This window comes from Formosa sp. S-31 (assembly GCF_051172795.1).
Lineage (GTDB): Bacteria > Bacteroidota > Bacteroidia > Flavobacteriales > Flavobacteriaceae > Formosa.
In genome coordinates this window covers 141547-160447 of record NZ_JAENDK010000002.1, presented here as the reverse complement: position 1 = coordinate 160447, position 18901 = coordinate 141547, and the positions used below count along the sequence as shown (strand labels likewise).

Here is an 18901-nt window from a genome sequence, read left to right as displayed (position 1 = left end):
TTAAGAGGTTAATCTTATTGATTTCCTGGTCTTGATTTATAAATATTCAGATATAAAAAGGTACTCATTTTACGCGCTCTTTGTTTCGCATTTTCTGCGGTTTCCCCCGAGTACAACTCATCAATAGTCCGAATCCAGATATTTAACCAGGCGCCGAAATGCTCCTGAGTAATACCATACTCATTTTCCCTATCTACTTTAATATGCACTTCTAACGGGTTACCGTAATATTTTGTTTTTAAAAATAAACTCGACTCCCAAAAAGTGGTTAATGTATTTAAATGTTCGTCCCAGTCTGTAATTCTGGTGTTAAAAAACGGACCTAAAAACTGATCGGCTCTTATTTTATCATAAAACGCAGAAACCAGTTTAAACACATCTTCCCTGTTAGAAATATCTGCTAAGACCTCTTTCATTAATTTTCTTTTATAACGTAAAGTTTCACAAAGATATACAGTACATACCGTAATCCTTTGCGTAATTATAAAAACATGATGAGAAAACCAATGCGCATAAATTATAGGATTAGCCTACTATTAGAACTAAATATACTATTTTAGCAGCATGATTTCAGTCGTATTACTTGGCGCCGGAAATGTCGCTACACATTTGTATAAAGCTTTAAAAGCTTCCGATACTATTACCGTTACCCAATGGTATAACCGTAATATTAAACGTATATCTACTTACGCCAACGAAGTAGACATTACCGATTCTTTAAACGACATAAAAGAAGCCGATATTTATATTATTTCGGTAAGTGATGATGCTGTTGCAGAATTATCGCAATCATTGCCTTTTAACAATCGATTTGTTGTGCACACCTCTGGCACGGTAAGTCTCTACGATTTGGATAAAAAAAACAGACGCGGTGTATTTTATCCGCTTCAGACCTTTACTCAAGGAGCTGATCTGGATTTTTCAGACGTTCCCTTTTGTCTTGAAGCCATTGAAAATTCCGATTTATCTCTGTTACAGTCTTTAGCTGCAGCTCTTGGCAGTCCGAATTATAAAATTTCTACAGAACAACGCAAACGCTTACATTTAGCAGCTGTTTTTGTGAATAATTTCACGAATCAGTTATATCGTATCGGGCATGAAATTTCCGAAGCTAATTTATCTGACTTTGATATTTTGAAGCCCCTGATTCTGGAAACAGCCAAAAAAGTGCAAACCATGTCACCATACATGGCACAAACCGGCCCTGCTGTAAGGCGTGATAAAAAAACCATTAAAAAACATTTAAAATTAATTGAAAACCCGCATCATAAAGCGATATACGAACTACTAACCGATTCAATTGCATACACTCATGGAAGAAAAAAGCTATAAGGAATACCTTACTCACATTACAACATTTATTTTTGATGTTGACGGCGTTTTAACAGATGGTTCTGTTGTCGTAACCACAGCAGGAGAAATGTTACGTACCATGAATGTAAAAGACGGTTATGCTATAAAAACAGCTATAGATGCCGGTTATAGAATTTGTGTGATTTCCGGAGGGTCTAATGAAGGGGTTAGAAAACGCCTTGAAGGTTTAGGTGTTACCGATATTTACCTTGGAGCACACAATAAAATAGATCAGCTGGATGAAATTCTCTTAAAATACGACATTAAAACAGAAAATGTCCTTTACATGGGAGACGACATTCCAGATTATCCGGTAATGCTAATTGCAGGCTTAGCTGCCTGCCCACAAGATGCTGTACCCGAAATTAAAAACATTTCCAAATACGTTTCTCATAAAAACGGAGGGAAAGGTGCAGTAAGAGATGTGATAGAACAGGTTTTAAAAGTGCAGGGCAAATGGAGCGGCAATTTTGACGCCCAATACGATTAGAATGCCCTTTTTAAATCTTATTCGCTGGCAAAACATCCTGCTTATTGTTTTTGCTCAGGTTCTTATTAAATACGTTCTGTTTCCAAGTTTAAATGCCTCTATAACATTAAATGGTATTCAGTTTACACTTCTTGTTATTTCTACAATTGCATTAGCTGCTGCAGGAAATATCATCAATGATATTTTCGATGTAAACGCAGACCGAATTAACAAACCTGACAAATTAATTATTGGCAGATACATTTCGGAAAAAGCTGGATTAACCCTTTTTATAACTTTTAATAGTATAGGTATTCTACTCGGTTTTTACCTGTCTCATACTATAGGAAAAAGGGGATTTTTCACTGTTTTCGTATGTATTTCCATAGTACTGTATTTGTATTCATCTTTTTTAAAAGGTATCCCTATTTTAGGAAATATTGTTGTGTCATGCCTCGTAGCTTTCAGTCTTTTAATAGTTGGTATTTTCGATGTTCTTCCAGCCATAACGACTCAAAACAAACTGATACAATTAGAAGTAATAAAACTAGTTTCAGGTTATTCCGGACTGGCATTTATTCTTAATTTAATTCGGGAAATCATTAAAGATATCGAGGATATTAATGGCGATTATGCTTCTGGCATTAGTACTCTACCCATCCTTATAGGCAGAAACCGGACTGCAAAACTAACCTCTATTTTAACCTGCATCCCATTATCCCTGATTCTTTATTATGTAATTATGGAACTATACAAACAGCCGTTTGCTGTAGTCTATTATACTTTTTTAATTATTGGTCCTTTAATTTATATCATCATTCAGTTGTTTAGTGCTAAATCCAAAAAGGAATTTCATCAGCTTAGTTCCACACTAAAACTTGTCATGTTATTCGGTTTATTATCTTTATACATAAATAGCTTAACTCTGTACTAATGTTAAACCAAAATATAGAAGACTATAACCTAATTCTTGCTTCTGGTTCCCCAAGAAGACAACAATTTTTTAAGGATTTGGGCTTAAATTTTAAAGTCGAATTAAAACCGGTAGACGAAATTTACCCACAACGATTGCGTCATTTTGAAATCAGTGATTATCTGGCTCAGCTCAAAGCTCTTCCTTTTAAAGAACACCTGGATTCGGATGATATTTTAATTACAAGTGATACTATAGTATGGCATAATGAAACAGCTCTCGGTAAACCCAAAACCGAAACAGAAGCATTCAACATGCTAAAATCTTTAAGCAATACGACTCACGAAGTCATCACCTCTGTTTGCTTTACAACAAAATCTTTTGTAAAAACACTTAATGCTGTTACAAAAGTTACTTTTAAAGCACTTAGTGATGAGGAAATAAATTACTATATAGAAACCTGTAAACCTTTTGATAAAGCCGGGGCTTACGGCATTCAGGAATGGATTGGCTATATTGGAGTAACTAAAATTGAAGGTTCGTATTTTAACGTTGTTGGCCTCCCCGTTCATTTAGTATATAAAGTTTTAAACGAAATCGTTTCCTAAAATTATTTATTTTTTTGAGTCAGGCTTCACAGTAATTAAGCAGAAATAATAGAATTTCTTGCTGTATCTTTGTTTAGTCGATAATCAAAATTTGAATGTTCGGTATATGCCGAAACTAATTACAGACCTTAATTAGATTTTATGTTTTTAGAATCCTATTTCTCTCAAATTATAGCAACGCTTATTCTACTTATTGTATTAATCGGAATAAGACAGATTGTAATTGTACTTGTAAAAAAAATCGGAAGAAAAAGCGGTATTAACGAAGCCAGAATTCATTTAATTCAACGCTATTCTACGGTAACTATATTTCTTATCGGACTTCTGTTTTTCTCTATTATTTTAGGTGCAGAACCTCAGGACTTAGCGCTGGTATTTTCTTCTGTTTTTGCTGTAATAGGTATAGCCTTATTTGCAATCTGGTCAATTCTAAGCAATATCACATCCGGAGTGATTATGTTTTTTTCGTTCCCTTATAAGGTGGGCGATAAAATATGTATTCATGACAAAGACTTCCCTTTAGAAGCTGTTATAGAAGACATTCGCGCCTTCCAGTTACATTTACGACTGGATAATGGCAACTTAGTAACTTACCCCAATAATTTAATGTTACAAAAAGCTGTAACTTTAGTTCAGAAAGATGCTATAGACGATGGCCACGATGCCATATAATTCGACTTACTCAATCTATGTCTAAAAAAAACAGAGCCAGAAGAAATAAACAAAAAACAGGATTATCGCCCGGAACCGTAGTGTATACCGGTCATAAATCGGAACAAAAACTTTTTATTGAGGCTTTTAACTACAGTCCGACTCACGTAAAAGAAGAAGAGATTCCAAGTGTAGATGGTGTTTTCAGTTATAAATCTGATTCCAAAGATCATGTTACCTGGATTAATATAAACGGACTTAATCACACCGATGTCATTGAACGTATCGGTACACATTTTAACATCCACCCCTTAATTCTCGAAGATATAGCCAATACATCGCAACGCCCAAAGGTAGATGAATTTGAAGACTATCTTTCGTTAAACATGAAAATGCTGTATTACGATGTGGAAAAAGGACTAATTACAGAGCAAATAAGTTTAATTCTGGGGCATAATTATGTGTTATCATTTCAGGAAGCCGAAGGTGATGTGTTCAACGAATTACGCGAACGGATACGCCATGGTAAAGGCAGGATACGAACTCTGGGGTCTGATTATTTATTTTATGCCCTTATCGACAATATTGTAGACCACTATTTTGTGGTTGTAGAAACTTTAGGCGATAAAATTGAAGATCTGGAAGATGATCTGTTTAATGGCAGTACTCAGGAATTTATTTCAACTCAAATTCAGGATTTAAAACGCGAAATATTACGAATTCGTCGCTCCATATTTCCGCTGCGCGATATTATAAACCGTATAGAAAAAAGTGAGCATCGACTAATAGACTCCAAAAATCTTCCTTTCTTTCAGGATTTATACGACCACACGATACAGGTAAACGAAAACACCGAAGTTTACCGCGAAATGGTCTGGGGATTAATGGATATGTATATGACCGGATTAAGCAATAAAATGAATGAAGTTATGAAGGTGCTTACTATAATTTCTACCATTTTTATCCCTTTAACGTTTATTGCAGGAATATACGGTATGAATTTCGATAATATGCCGGAGCTTCACTATCAATATAGCTACCCTATCTTATTGATAATCATGTTAGTTATGTTCGTTTTAATGATTTTTTACTTTAAACGAAAAAAATGGCTGTAACCATTTAAATATCAACAAAATACTTCTCTTAACTCACCCCAAACAGGTTAGGTATTATATTTAAATAAGCTTATTTTTTAAAGTTAAAGAAACCTTAAAATCTCTTATAGGCTATTCCTACTTTTTATATTTGAAATTCAACACGCTGTATAACGCCATTCCATGAAAAAAATACTTTTAGCTTTTAGTTTCTCTGTTGTTAGTTTTATTAATTCGTATGCGCAGCAACCGCAAAAACCAGATGCTTCAGAAATTTTTGAATCGATTAAAAAACTGAATTTTCTGGGATCGGTGCTCTATTTAGCTGCTCATCCGGACGACGAAAACACTAAACTTATTTCGTATATGGCTAACGAAGTAAAAGCCAGAACCGCCTATTTATCCTTAACGCGTGGTGATGGTGGACAAAATTTAATTGGTCCTGAGCTTCGTGAACTCTTAGGCGTAATACGTACCGAAGAATTATTGGCTGCAAGGCGCATAGATGGAGGTGAACAGTTTTTTACACGAGCAAATGATTTTGGTTTTTCCAAGCACCCCGATGAGACTTTAAGTATCTGGAACAAAAACCAAGTTTTAAGTGATGTCGTTTTAGCAATTAGACGCTTTCAACCCGATATCATCATTAACAGATTCGATCACCGATCTCCGGGAACTACGCATGGACATCACACCAGTTCGGCCATGTTAAGTGTAGAAGCTTTTGATATATCAAATAAAACCGAGCAATTCCCCGACCAACTTAAAACCGTGGATCCATGGCAACCAAAACGTCTGTTTTTTAATACATCATGGTGGTTTTATGGCTCTAAGGAAAAATTTGATGCCGCCGACAAAAGTAAATTATTACAATTAGACACTGGAGTATACTTTCCTTCCAGCGGATTATCCAATACAGAAATCTCTGCCATTAGTAGAAGTCAGCACAAATCTCAGGGCTTTGGTAACACCGGAACCCGAGGTTCTGAATACGAATATATCGAATTGCTTAAAGGTGATATGCCAATCGACCCGAACAATATCTTTGAAGGTATAAACACCACCTGGAGTCGTGTTAAAGGAGGTGAAGCTATTGGTAAACTCCTTAAGCAGGTAGAACAGGAATACGACTTTAAGCAACCTTCGTCCAGCATTCCAAATTTAGTAAAAGCCTATACCCTTATTCAAAATCTGGAAGACACGCATTGGAAAACCATAAAATCAAACGATATAAAACATGTTATAGCCGCCTGTGCCGGATTATATCTTGAAGCAGCTGCAAATCATAACTGGGCCACAATAAATGAATTAGTCAATCTGAACATTGAAGTTGTAAACAGAAGTAATCTAGGTATAACCTTAGAAAGTATTACTCTGCCAAACGGCACTTCGCTTTCAAAAAACATGACGTTGACTAATAATAAAAAATTCAACTTTAACTATGATTATACGATTGCCGATACTACCAAATTAACCACACCATACTGGTTACTGGAACAAGGCACTTTAGGTATGTATAAGGTAGATAAAGAAGCATTAATTGGAAAACCAGAAACACCGAGAACACAAAATGTTATATTCAATATTAAAATTGCAAATATTAACATCCCGTTTAACAAAGCTGTAATTTACAAAACGAATGATCCTGTAAAAGGCGAAGTTTATAAACCTTTCGAAATTATTCCAGAAGTAACATCGCAACTCTCAGAGCCGGTAGTTATTTTTGCGGAAGACACACAAAAACAAGTGGCTGTTAAAGTTACTGCCGGCCGAAGTAATATTATTGGGCATGTCTCTTTACAAACACCCGATAACTGGAACGTAACTCCGGAGTCGCACACCTTAAACATTGCAAATAAAGGGGAAACCCAAACCGTTTTATTTACGGTAACTCCTCCTAAAACACAAAGCGAAGTTAAAGTAGCCCCCCTGGTAACGTTAAATGGCAAAACATTCTCTAAAGCTTTAATTGAAATTGATTACGAGCACATTCCGTTTCAAACCGTAGTCATGCCAAACGAAAGTAAATTTGTGCGTTTAGACATAAAACGTAAAGGTGATAATATAGCCTATATTCAAGGTGCCGGCGATGTCGTTCCTGAAAGTTTAAGACAAATCGGATATCAGGTTGCAGAAATTACTCCAGAAGACATTACCCCGATTAACTTAAGTCGATTTGATGCCGTCGTTGTAGGAATTCGCGCCTACAATACACTACCCGATTTAAAATACAAACAACAAATTTTATTTGACTATGTAGCTAACGGCGGAAATTTAATTGTACAATACAACACCAGTCATCAATTAAAAGTAGACACACTGGCTCCGTACGCACTGCAATTATCACGAGAACGTGTTACCGACGAGAATGCTAAAGTAACCTTTTTAGACCCGGATAATGAATTGTTAAATTCGCCAAACAAAATTTCAGAAAAAGACTTTGAGGGCTGGACTCAGGAGCGTGGCTTATATTTCCCGAGCCAATGGGGTCCCGAATTCACTCCGCTACTGGAAATTCACGATAAAAACGAAAGTAAAAAAGAAGGTAGCCTATTAGTAGCAAAATACGGAAAGGGGCATTACATCTACACCGGTTTAAGTTTCTTTAGGGAATTTCCTGCGGGGGTTTCTGGTGCGTTCAGACTATTTGCAAATATGCTGTCGATAGGCAAGGAAAACATTAATTTAACTTCCAATTTAAACGATTAATATGTCCCAAGAAAAAGACCTGAAACCTGTTTGGAAAACGTCCTATACCTGGGTCCTTATTGCCAATGCTCTTTATATTATAATATTCTACCTAATAATGAAATCCTTTTAAAATGGCTGCTTTAGACTGGATTGTATTAATAGGAACGTTATTAACTATTGTTATTTACGGCACCTGGAAAACCAGGGGAAGTAAAAATGTTGAAGATTATATCCGTGGAGGAAATCAGGCGCAATGGTGGACTATAGGCTTATCGGTCATGGCCACCCAGGCCAGTGCCATTACCTTTTTATCAACACCTGGGCAGGCTTTTCATGACGGTATGGGCTTTGTTCAGTTTTATTTTGGATTACCCATAGCCATGATTATTATCTGCATGGTGTTTATTCCATTATATCATCGTTTAAAAGTTTATACGGCTTATGAATTTCTGGAAAGCAGATTCGATCTTAAAACCAGAAGTCTCACCGCTTTATTATTTTTAATTCAACGCGGATTAGCTGCAGGAATTACCATCTATGCACCTGCCATTATTTTATCGGCAGTTTTGGGATGGCCCTTAAATCAGTTAAATATTATAATTGGTTTTCTAGTTATAATTTACACGGTTTCCGGTGGAACCAAGGCAGTTAGTGTGACTCAAAAACACCAGATGGCTGTTATTTTTACCGGGATGTTTATCGCTTTCGTTTTAATTTTAAACTATCTGCCCGAACAAATCAATTTTAGTAAGGCGCTAACAATTGCCAAGGCCAATAACAAATTAAACATTTTAGATTTCTCTTTCAATCTGGAAAACCGGTATACCTTCTGGAGCGGAATTATAGGAGGAACATTCCTTATGCTTTCTTATTTCGGAACCGACCAGAGCCAGGTACAACGCTATTTATCCGGGAAATCTTTAAAAGAAATGCAGTTAGGACTTTTATTTAATGGCGCACTGAAGGTACCTATGCAGTTTTTTATACTGCTTGTAGGCGTGATGGTTTTTGTCTTTTATCAGTTTAACCCTTCCCCTATTCACTTTAACCCACATGCCAAAGAAGTGGTAAAAGTGTCCTCTTTCGCAAACGAATTTGAAGTCCTGGAAAGCAAACACCAAACTATTTTTGAATCTAAACAGAAGCTTTTAAACAACTATTCTCAGTCTCCAGAACCTGCTTTAAAATCAGAAATTTTAAGCCTGAATCAAGCTGAAAAAGAAAATCGTGAAAACGCCCGAATTATCTTAGATAAAGCAGCTAAGGAACACGACACCAAAATTGAAACCAACGATAAAGACTATGTGTTTATTCATTTTATTTTAAACAACCTACCTCGAGGCCTTATAGGACTATTATTAGCTGTAATTTTAAGTGCTGCCATGTCAAGTACAGCCAGCGAGTTAAACGCATTAGCCTCTACGACAACCATAGATTTATACAAGCGAAGCATTGCTCCCAACAAAGACGACATCCATTATGTAAAAGCAACAAAATGGTTTACGCTGGCCTGGGGTATCTTAGCGATTTGTATCGCCTGTATTGCCTATTTGGCAGATAATTTAATTCAATTAGTAAATATTATCGGATCTATTTTTTACGGAAATGTTTTAGGTATCTTTCTTCTGGCCTTTTTCTTTAAATCGGTAAAATCAAATGCGGTTTTTACGGCTGCCATTATCACTCAAATTATCGTACTTGTTGGCTGGTATCAAACCTGGATGCCATATTTATGGCTTAATTTATTTGGTTGTATTTTAGTAATACTTATTGCATTGCTTATTCAAACTTTAAAACTTAAAACGTATGAAAGCTCAACACGATAAAGTCATTAAATGGGGTATTATAGGTCTTGGCCGTATTGCTAAAAAATTTGCTAAGGACCTGTTAACTATCGAAAATGCTCAGCTCTATGCTGTGGCATCCCGATCTCAGGATAAAGCAGACACTTTCGCGAAATCCTTTAAAGCTGCAAAAGCTTACGACTCTTATGAAGCATTAGCCAAAGACGAGACTATAGATGCGGTTTATATAGCGACCCCACATAGTTTACATAAATCCAATGCCATACTCTGTCTTAACCATAAAAAAGCGGTACTATGTGAAAAACCTTTTGCCATGAATGCGAAAGAAGTTTACGAGATGATTGACATTGCCAAAACGAATAAAGTGCTGTTAATGGAAGCGCTATGGACTTATTTTTTACCGCATTACCAATATGTTTTACAACTGATAAAAAACAAAACCTTTGGAAATGTATTAAAAGTTGAGGCTGATTTTGGTTTTACCAGACCTTTCGATGATACATCGAGACTGTTCAATAAAAATCTTGGTGGAGGTAGTTTACTGGACATTGGTATCTACCCCATATTTTCTGCTTTAACAACTCTGGGTATTCCCGATGATATTGAAGCACAATGTACAACTTTCGATAATGGAGCAGATGCTACCTGCGATATGGTTTTTAATTATAACTCCGGGAGTACTGCAGTTTTAAAAAGCTCGCTTATCGAGGATACACCTACAACCTGTACCATTTATTGCGATACTGCTACCATAAAACTAAATACTCAGTTTCATGCCCCAACCAGTGTTACTATTATAAAAGATGGTAAGGATGAAACTATCGATTTTAAAGGCGACAAAATAGGATACTATTACGAAACCGTTCACTTTAACGCACTATTACGAGCTGGAAAAACCGAGAGTGACATTATGAGCTTCGACTTTAGTAAGACCCTGATAGAAACCCTCGATAAAGTAAGACAAAAAATTAATCTGGAATATTAATTACTTCATTCAATCCTTGAGGTTGTAAGTCTATTCATATTCAAGAGCTCAACACTCAAACTACACTGTAAGGCTTATGATTATATTCGTCTAAACCAAAAAAAATTAATATGCTAATAAAAATATGGTCCGATATACGCTGCCCTTTCTGCTATATTGGTAAAAGACACTTTGAATCTGCTTTAGAACATTTTCCTAACAAAGAACAGATTCAGATAGAATGGAAAAGCTTCGAATTAGATCCGAATTTAAAAACAGCACCTCAAACAGATGCCCTCACTCACTTCATTGAAAGTAAAGGCGTAGAGCGTTCTCAAGCTGAACTTATGTTCTCTAATGTCTCGAATATGGCATTACAGGCCGGTTTAACATTCAACTTAGAGCAATCCATACCAGCCAATACTTTAAATGCCCATCGTTTATTACACATAGCTAAACAGGAAAGTCCGGACCTAGCTTACAACCTAAAAGAAGCTCTCTTAAAGGCCCATCTTTCCGAAGGCAAAAATATTGACGATACAGAGGTTCTCATTGCAATTGCAGCTCATCTGGGTATGGATAGTGAAAAAACCAAATACATACTGGAATCGGATGATTTTATCTACGACGTAAGACAAGATGAAATGGAAGCCAGAAACCTCGGTATTAGCGGTGTCCCATTTTTTGTTATAGATAATAAATATGGTATTTCAGGTGCTCAACCGGTATCGGTATTCACAGAGACTCTCGAAAAGGCCTGGGATGCCCGTAAAGAAGAGTTAGAAATAATTAATTCAGGAAGCTCCTGCGATATAGATGGCAACTGTAACTAGTAATTAGCTTAGCAACCATTTTTCAAAACAATTAATCTTGACTATAGCAATAAAAAAACGCAATTGTGTGAAGCAATTGCGTTTTTTTAGCTTTTAAGCGTTTTCTATAAAGCCCCCCACTCTTTTAAAGAATCGGTATTCATTTTAATATAATCGTTATTTCCTGCAGCTTTAGCGCCTTCCAAAGACTTTTTAGCTGCTGCAATAGCACCTTTTTTATCGCCTGCCTTAGCGTGAATTAAAGACTGTTGTCTGTATTGCCAGAATGCCGGATTATCTGACATAGCAATAGATTTATCTACCCATTCCTGAGCTTGGTTAATATCTTTTCCTGACTGATAATAATATACAGCAGAAGCAAAATAATCGTTCGCTGACGGACCGTTCATAGCGCGTTCTATATCTTTACCAACCATAGCATCTGTTGGTACATCAAACTTAACTCCTACATAGGTCTTCTCCCATAAAATCCCTAAAACAGCAGAATCGTTGGTTAAATCATCAAATGTCATGGTGAACGTTTCAATATTTTCAGATATATCATAAACTTTAGCCGAAGTTTTTAAAGCCACTTTAGAAGCATCCCAATTTTGCGGTAACCCCCAGTTAGTAACATCGGAATAAAACAGCACTTCCCATGATGTTTTATTTGGAATGGTATAAATGGCATAAGAACCTGCTTTTAAGGTTTTTCCATCTATAGTAACATCTGTAGAAAAAGTAATCTTTGTATTGTTATTTGCTCCTGTTCTCCAGGTAGCTCCATAAGGCACTAAATCTCCAAAAACCTTACGTCCTCTCATACCTGGTCTGGAATACTCCAAAACAACATCTGTAAGACCTACCTTTTGTTCCATTTTACTAAATGGACTGGGTTGTGGCGTTTTAATTTGTGCCTGCACACCTAGAGTCACCAAAAAGGCAATGAAAGCTAATTTTAATGTTTTCATAATTTGTAGTTAATTAAATATTTAAAGTAAAATTAAGGATATTCCTTACTAAAATTTGTTAATAAAACCTTAAAGAATATTTTAGTTAATACTCAACATTCAACTTACTGAACGTTCTAACCAAACAACATATAATAATCGTTTTTTCCATTTTAATTTTATCTCAATTTTCCGTTATATGCCGAATTCCTTTAACTTTACTAGATAATCAATAATTTAATGTGCTGCAGTTCATCTTTCCAATACAATAAAGTAGAATCCTCCAGCTACTCTCTCTAAAAACAACATCACAAAAAGTATGCTTGGTACTGGTATCATATTTATAATTCTGGCAGGATTTACCTTTTTCGCCTTAAAAAAACTAAAACCCAAACCCAGAAAATCTTTTCCGCCGCATTGGCATAAATTACTATTGGAACACGTTGCCTTTTACAAAGCTTTGACTCCGGAAAAACAAAAACGATTTCATTCTAAAATGATGCAATTTTTAAGTGAAGTCAGTATTGAGGGTGTTCAATTACAACTGGAAGAATTAGATACCATATTAATTGCTGCGAGTGCCGTGATTCCTGTATTTGGATTCGACAACTGGCAGTACACAAATTTAAGTGGTGTACTCTTGTATCCAGATAACTTCAATGAAGATTTCGATTTTTCAGCAAACAAATCAAATAAAGTAATTGCTGGAATGGTAGGAACCGGACGACTAGAAAAACAAATGATATTATCTAAAAAAGCCTTATATCATGGTTTTTCTAACACTACAGATAAAAATAATACAGCCATTCATGAGTTTGTTCATTTAATAGATAAAATGGACGGCGATACAGACGGCATTCCTGAATATGTATTACAGCATACTTACGTTATTCCCTGGTTAAGTATTATTCATAAAGAAATGCAAGCTATTCATAAAAGGACTTCCGATATCAGATCTTATGGCGGTACCAATCAGGCCGAGTTTTTTGCTGTAGCTTCAGAATATTTTTTTGAAAACCCTAAATTAATGAAACGCAAACACCCGGAGCTTTATAAACTACTAAAGACCTGTTTTAATCCGTCTAACTAATATTAATTTATAATTTATGAAAATTTCACTAATCGGTTTAACCCTGCTATTTTTAGTATTTAGTTGTCCTGTTATATTTGGACAGAATGGAACTAAAGAACGGATAAAAGTGCATAGTACAGCTTTGGAAAACAATTTAATTGGAGATCCTGCTACCAGAGATGTTACAGTATATTTACCACCATCTTACGCTTCAAACACCAGCAAACATTATCCTGTATTATACTTTCTTCACGGATTTACAGACGACGACAGTAAATGGTTTGGCTGGGAAGACCATTGGATTAACCTCTTCGATATACTCAACAAGAGTATGAGTACAGGGCAAGCCAAAGAAATGATTGTGGTTATGCCTAATGCGTATAATACGTTTAAAGGCAGTTTTTACGGCAGTTCGGAAACGACAGGAGACTGGGAAACATTTATAACCAAAGACCTCGTAAGATATATCGATTCGCATTACCGAACGCTAACCCAAAGAAACAGTCGCGGACTGGCAGGACATTCCATGGGTGGTTATGGCACTATGCGCTTAGGCATGAAATATCCGGATGTCTATTCGGCGATCTATCTCCTTAGTGCCTGCTGTATGGACAACAGTTTTATTACCGATGAAACAGTCATGAAAAATAATGAAAACTTGACCTCTAAAACCGAACTGGCATCTGCTTCCTTTGTAGAAAGTATTAACATGGCTTTATCTTCATCCTGGGCTCCAAACCCGGAAAATCCACCGTTTTTCATCGACCTGCCTTTCAAAAACGGAACGATTCGAGACGATATCCTTAAAAAATATGCTGCAAATCAGATTCTTTATACTGCCGACCAGTATATTTATAATTTAAAGCAATTGAATGCTATAGGGATGGATGCCGGCACAGAAGATACAGAAATAAGCCTCGCTACCAGAAAACTTCATGAATTACTCAACAAATACGGTATTAAACACCAATACAAAAGTTATACAGGAGACCATTTAAACAAAATAGAAGACCGTATAATTACTAAAACCTTACCTTTCTTCTCTGAAAGTTTAGAATTTGAAAACTAGACTATTAAGCGTTTTTATATACTTAATTCCGCTTTGAAAAACCCTTATAATTTCGGATATTTATATAGCATTTTTTTAATGCCTGTAACAGATTCCTGAAGTTTAATTTTAGAAATTATCTAGTAACGACACTTTATGATCTGTTTCAGATAGATCATAAAACTAGCCATTATGGATTATATTGACTATTATAAAATTTTAGGCATTGACAAATCAGCGAGTGATTCCGATATAAAAAAGGCTTACAGGAAACTGGCCAGAAAATATCATCCAGATTTAAATCCTAACGACAAAGCAGCTGAACTAAAATTCAAACAGATTAACGAAGCAAACGAAGTACTAAGTAACCCGGAACATCGCAAAAAATACGATAAGTTCGGAAAAGACTGGAAACATGCCGACGATATAGAACGTGCGCAACGCGAACAAAGCTCCAGACAAAGACAAGGTTACCAGGACTTTTCCGGCGGAGGTCAGTATTCCGAAAGCGATTTTTCAGACTTCTTTGAATCTATGTTTGGGGGTCAAGGCGGTTCGGGCTTTAGACAAGGTCGTGGAAATGTTCAGTTTAAAGGACAGGATTTTAATGCCGAATTACAATTAAACTTATCTGATGTGTATGAAAAACATGCTCAGGTACTAACCGTTAATGGAAAAAAAATCAGACTAACCATACCTGCAGGAATAGAAAATGAACAGGTTATAAAAATTCCTGGCAAAGGAAGTCCGGGCATTAATGGGGGACCAAACGGCGATTTATATATTAAATTCAATATTGTAAATAATACGAAATTTAAACGTTATGGCCATAACCTCCACGCCGATGTGGATTTAGATTTATACACGGCCTTGCTTGGCGGCGAAATAATGGTGGATACATTTGCCGGAAAAGTTAAGCTTAAAGTTGCACCGGAAACCCAAAACGAAACCAAAGTAAAATTAAAAGGCAAAGGCTTTCCTGTTTATAAAAAAGAAAATCAATTCGGCGATTTTATAATTACCTACCACATTAAAACCCCAACAAAATTAACCGAAAAGGAAAAGGACTTATTTAAAGAATTACAAAAATTGAGATAAGATGGGAGAAAATCAGTATATATTAATTAAAACAATTTGTGTACAATATAATCTGAAACCCGATTTTTTAGAGGAATTACATGGTGTAGGTTTATTACAAATTGTCGATATTGAACAGGAACGCTTTATCCATCAGGAAGCATTGAGCGATCTTGAACGAATTATTAGAATTCACAACGAACTCAATGTAAATATTGAAGGGATTGATGTTGTTTTTAATTTATTAAAAAAGGTAAACACTCTGCAAAGCGAAGTTTCACTGTTAAAAAACAGATTATATTTTTACGAAAACGACTAACAAAAAATAATTTATTACATTTCGTTTTTGTTAGCCTATGAAATCTATTTACTCTTCCATTAAACTACGTTTGTTAATTTCATTAGTACTTTACTTTGTCTTTACAATTATTATGGTACAAGCACAAAATCAAACTTCAGAATCTATTTTAAATTCCCATAGACCATTAAGTAAAACCTTTATTCTGGGAAAATTTGAATATCAAACAGATGCTTCTTTCGTTAAAGTAGCTCCGGAATTATCAAACAAAACAATCTACCTTCAACAGGAAGTTTATTCAGCTTTTTTAAATATGCAGGCTGCCGCATTAAAGGATAGTGTTCAGTTTATAATCGTTTCCGGTACACGAAATTTCGAAGAGCAAAAAGGGATCTGGGAACGCAAATGGAAAGCCAATGATAATTTATCGCCTGTAGATCGTGCCAAAAAGATATTAGAATACAGTTCTATGCCGGGTACTTCCAGACATCATTGGGGTACAGATATGGACCTGAACAATCTAAGCAACAGCTATTTTGAATCTGGCGAAGGTTTAAAACTATATAACTGGCTTTTGGAACATGCCAATTCATTTGGCTTTTATCAGGTCTATACTTCGAAAACAAATGGCAGAACCGGCTACAACGAAGAAAAATGGCATTGGTCTTACCTTCCATTGGCCAGCAAATATTTAGCCTTTTACAATAAGCATATTTCCGAATCCGATATCCAAAATTTTAAAGGGAGTAATCTCGCTACCGAACTCAGAATGATTCCTGATTTTGTGAATGGCATTTCCTTTCGCTCTAAAAATTTCAAATAAATCCACAACAACTTGATTAAAAAGTAATTTTAATGCAATCGATTTAAAAATTTATTATTATTTTTAAATCAATACGTCGGAGTTTGTTTACATTTTTTTACTTTGACATTAATTTTAATACCACCTTAACTTTGGTCTTTTAAAAAGTCCGTCTTCAAGATTATGAATTTTAAAAAAGAGATTACCATTTACGATATTGCTAAAGAAACAAATTATTCCCCTTCTACAGTTTCAAGAGCATTAAATAACAATAGTAATATTAGCGAGAAGACCATAAAAAAAATACAGGAAGCCGCAAGAAAAATGGGCTACAGTCCAAACACCATGGCTGCCAATTTAAGGAATAGTAAAAGTAACACTATTGGTATTTTAATTTCTCGAATTAACCGTCCCTTTGTATCTAACCTTATAAGTGGAATAGAAGAAACTGCCCGAAATGCTGGCTATAACGTGATTATTTCGCAGTCTTACGATGAATACGAAATAGAAGTCAATAATTCTGAAGCTCTTTACAATTCCAGGATAGCGGGTTTAATATCTTCACTGGCAATGGAAACTCAAAATTACGAGCATTTTAAAAAATTTATAGATCAGGGAATTCCGGTGGTTTTCGTAGACAGGGTACCAGATTTATTTAATGTGTACAAAGTCATTATCGATAATTATTCGGCGGGATATAACGCGACGAAACATTTAATAGAACAAGGTTGTACACGCATTGCACATTTTGCCGGTTTACAACATCGCATGGTATTCCAGCACCGAAAACAGGGCTATCTGAATGCTTTAAAAGAACATAATATTGCTGTAGACGAAAACTTAATTATACATTTTAAATCCTTAAGTTTAGAAGAAGGAAAAAAAGCCACTAAAACCTTACTGAAGTCTGAAACCCCTCCCGATGGTATTTTTTCTGCCAACGATACCGCGGCTGTAGGCGCTATAATGAGTGCTAAAAAACTTGGAGTAAAAATTCCTGATGATTTATGTATTATTGGCTTTAACAACGACCCTATTGCGACAATTGTAGACCCTCCACTATCGACTATAAAGCATCCGGCTAGAAAAATGGGGGAATTGTCGGCCTTACGCGTGTTAAACCACACACACGACAATACTATAACCAAAGTTTCAGAAATTTCTATGTTAAAAACCGAAGTTTTGGTTCGTGCCTCTTCCTCACGAAAAAAAGAAAAGCCCAGTTAACAAAAATTAACTGAGCCTAGCTTAACAAACACAAACATTAATACTAATTATATCATCAAATAACTAACAATCTCAATAACAGGTAATAATTTAGTTAAATATATACTATTTCAGTAAATAAAACAATCGATTGCATGTTTATTTCATTCAGTTGCATAATTTTCCCTAATTTGCATTTATAAATGACTGTTAATCTATACTTTTATAAATAACAATCGATTTCATAAATTTTCAAATTAAATTAACTATTATACATATAACCCATTCATAATTTAAGCTATCTAAAACTATGGATGTATTAAAAAACCCAAAACAATGACACAAAAAACTGCTATAGTTACCGGTGGTAATGCCGGTTTAGGTTACGCTATTGCTAAGAAATTCTGCGAAAACAACATTAAAACCTACATTATAGGACGTTCTGTAGAAAAAACAGAACAGGCTGCAAAAGAAATGGGCGTTAACGCCTATCCTTTAATTCTGGATGTAACAGACTTAGAAAGACTTCCGGAAGTTGTTTCGCAAATTGCATCCGAATCTTCTTCCATCGATATTTTGGTAAATAATGCCGGGATCAACCAGAAAAAGGAATTTCTGGATGTTAGCAATGAAGAATTTCAAAATATAATAAATACCAATGTATTAAGTGTATTTGCTATAAGCCGGGAAGTTGCCAAAGTTATGAAAGCACAAGGCGCCGGAACAATAGTAAATATTAGCTCTATGGCAGCCCAGTATGGTTTACCTAAAGTAATTGCTTATTCTGCAAGTAAAACAGCAATAGAAGGTATGACAAGAGCTATGGCTGTAGATCTGGCTCAATTTAATATCAGAGTAAACTGTGTCGCTCCTGGATTTATAAAAACCAATATGTCTTCGAAAGCATTAGACAGCGAACCGGAACGTAAACAACGCGTTCTTAGCAGAACGCCTATGGGAAAATTAGGTTTACCTGAAGATATTGCAGATGCTGTTTATTACCTGTCCTCAGATCAGGCTAAATTCACTACAGGGATTGTAATGCCGGTAGATGGCGGAAATTGTATAGGATTTTAATACCCCATAGT

Annotated in this window: 19 protein-coding genes; 17 read left to right on the top strand and 2 right to left on the bottom strand. The window is 35.5% G+C overall.

Going from position 1 to position 18901, the window contains the following annotated elements:
- Positions 1-14: 14 nt before the first annotated feature.
- The gene (locus tag I3217_RS00915) at positions 15-416 is read right to left on the bottom strand and encodes a group III truncated hemoglobin (protein ID WP_435047840.1); all 402 of its coding nucleotides are present in this window, start codon (positions 414-416) and stop codon (positions 15-17) included.
- Positions 417-564: 148 nt separating this feature from the next.
- On the opposite strand from I3217_RS00915, the gene I3217_RS00910 reads away from it, so the two are divergent.
- From I3217_RS00910 to I3217_RS00865, 10 genes are all read left to right on the top strand, one after another.
- Complete coding sequence (locus tag I3217_RS00910) at positions 565-1332, top strand: Rossmann-like and DUF2520 domain-containing protein (RefSeq protein WP_435047839.1); 768 nt, start codon at positions 565-567, stop codon at positions 1330-1332.
- Complete coding sequence (locus I3217_RS00905) at positions 1313-1843, top strand: KdsC family phosphatase (RefSeq protein WP_435047838.1); 531 nt, start codon at positions 1313-1315, stop codon at positions 1841-1843. Before I3217_RS00910 ends, I3217_RS00905 begins: the two co-directional genes overlap by 20 nt.
- Before the next feature lies 1 nt (position 1844).
- Positions 1845-2756 (top strand): geranylgeranylglycerol-phosphate geranylgeranyltransferase, encoded by a 912-nt coding sequence (locus I3217_RS00900; RefSeq protein WP_435047837.1) that lies wholly within the window; start codon positions 1845-1847, stop codon positions 2754-2756.
- A complete protein-coding gene (locus I3217_RS00895; RefSeq protein ID WP_435047836.1) occupies positions 2756-3343 on the top strand; it encodes a Maf-like protein in 588 nt (195 codons plus the stop codon). The genes I3217_RS00900 and I3217_RS00895 overlap by 1 nt, the downstream gene beginning before the upstream one ends.
- Positions 3344-3484: 141 nt before the next feature.
- The gene (locus I3217_RS00890; RefSeq protein ID WP_435047835.1) at positions 3485-4015 is read left to right on the top strand and encodes a mechanosensitive ion channel domain-containing protein; all 531 of its coding nucleotides are present in this window, start codon (positions 3485-3487) and stop codon (positions 4013-4015) included.
- Positions 4016-4032: 17 nt separating this feature from the next.
- Positions 4033-5109 carry a magnesium/cobalt transporter CorA gene (corA, locus tag I3217_RS00885; protein WP_435047834.1) on the top strand — a complete coding sequence of 359 codons (1077 nt, stop codon included), beginning with the start codon at positions 4033-4035 and terminating at the stop codon, positions 5107-5109.
- A gap of 162 nt (positions 5110-5271) precedes the next feature.
- Complete coding sequence (locus tag I3217_RS00880) at positions 5272-7797, top strand: PIG-L family deacetylase (RefSeq protein ID WP_435047833.1); 2526 nt, start codon at positions 5272-5274, stop codon at positions 7795-7797.
- Positions 7798-7910: 113 nt separating this feature from the next.
- Positions 7911-9605, top strand: coding sequence for a sodium:solute symporter (locus I3217_RS00875; protein ID WP_435047832.1), 1695 nt, complete (start codon positions 7911-7913; stop codon positions 9603-9605).
- Positions 9586-10569 (top strand): Gfo/Idh/MocA family protein, encoded by a 984-nt coding sequence (locus I3217_RS00870; RefSeq protein WP_435047831.1) that lies wholly within the window; start codon positions 9586-9588, stop codon positions 10567-10569. The genes I3217_RS00875 and I3217_RS00870 overlap by 20 nt, the downstream gene beginning before the upstream one ends.
- Before the next feature lie 110 nt (positions 10570-10679).
- On the top strand, positions 10680-11381 hold the full coding sequence (locus I3217_RS00865) for a DsbA family oxidoreductase (RefSeq protein ID WP_435047830.1): 702 nt from the start codon (positions 10680-10682) through the stop codon (positions 11379-11381).
- A gap of 104 nt (positions 11382-11485) precedes the next feature.
- On the opposite strand, the gene I3217_RS00860 is transcribed toward I3217_RS00865, so the two are convergent.
- Entirely contained in the window at positions 11486-12331 is an 846-nt protein-coding gene (locus tag I3217_RS00860) for a DUF2911 domain-containing protein (RefSeq protein ID WP_435047829.1), read from the bottom strand.
- Positions 12332-12629: 298 nt separating this feature from the next.
- Between I3217_RS00860 and I3217_RS00855 the strand changes: the two genes are divergently transcribed.
- The 7 genes from I3217_RS00855 to I3217_RS00825 all read left to right on the top strand — a co-directional run bounded on the left by I3217_RS00855 (position 12630) and on the right by I3217_RS00825 (position 18890).
- A complete protein-coding gene (locus I3217_RS00855) occupies positions 12630-13400 on the top strand; it encodes a zinc-dependent peptidase (protein WP_435047828.1) in 771 nt (256 codons plus the stop codon).
- A 16-nt stretch (positions 13401-13416) separates the two neighbouring features.
- A complete protein-coding gene (locus I3217_RS00850) occupies positions 13417-14451 on the top strand; it encodes an alpha/beta hydrolase (RefSeq protein WP_435047827.1) in 1035 nt (344 codons plus the stop codon).
- Positions 14452-14622: 171 nt separating this feature from the next.
- Complete coding sequence (locus I3217_RS00845) at positions 14623-15528, top strand: DnaJ C-terminal domain-containing protein (protein WP_435047826.1); 906 nt, start codon at positions 14623-14625, stop codon at positions 15526-15528.
- A 1-nt stretch (position 15529) separates the two neighbouring features.
- Positions 15530-15826, top strand: coding sequence for a chaperone modulator CbpM (locus I3217_RS00840; RefSeq protein ID WP_435047825.1), 297 nt, complete (start codon positions 15530-15532; stop codon positions 15824-15826).
- Between the two features lie 112 nt (positions 15827-15938).
- Complete coding sequence (locus I3217_RS00835) at positions 15939-16628, top strand: M15 family metallopeptidase (protein ID WP_435047824.1); 690 nt, start codon at positions 15939-15941, stop codon at positions 16626-16628.
- Between the two features lie 162 nt (positions 16629-16790).
- Complete coding sequence (locus I3217_RS00830) at positions 16791-17834, top strand: LacI family DNA-binding transcriptional regulator (RefSeq protein ID WP_435047823.1); 1044 nt, start codon at positions 16791-16793, stop codon at positions 17832-17834.
- Positions 17835-18149: 315 nt separating this feature from the next.
- Entirely contained in the window at positions 18150-18890 is a 741-nt protein-coding gene (locus tag I3217_RS00825; protein ID WP_435047822.1) for an SDR family NAD(P)-dependent oxidoreductase, read from the top strand.
- Positions 18891-18901 lie beyond the last annotated feature (11 nt).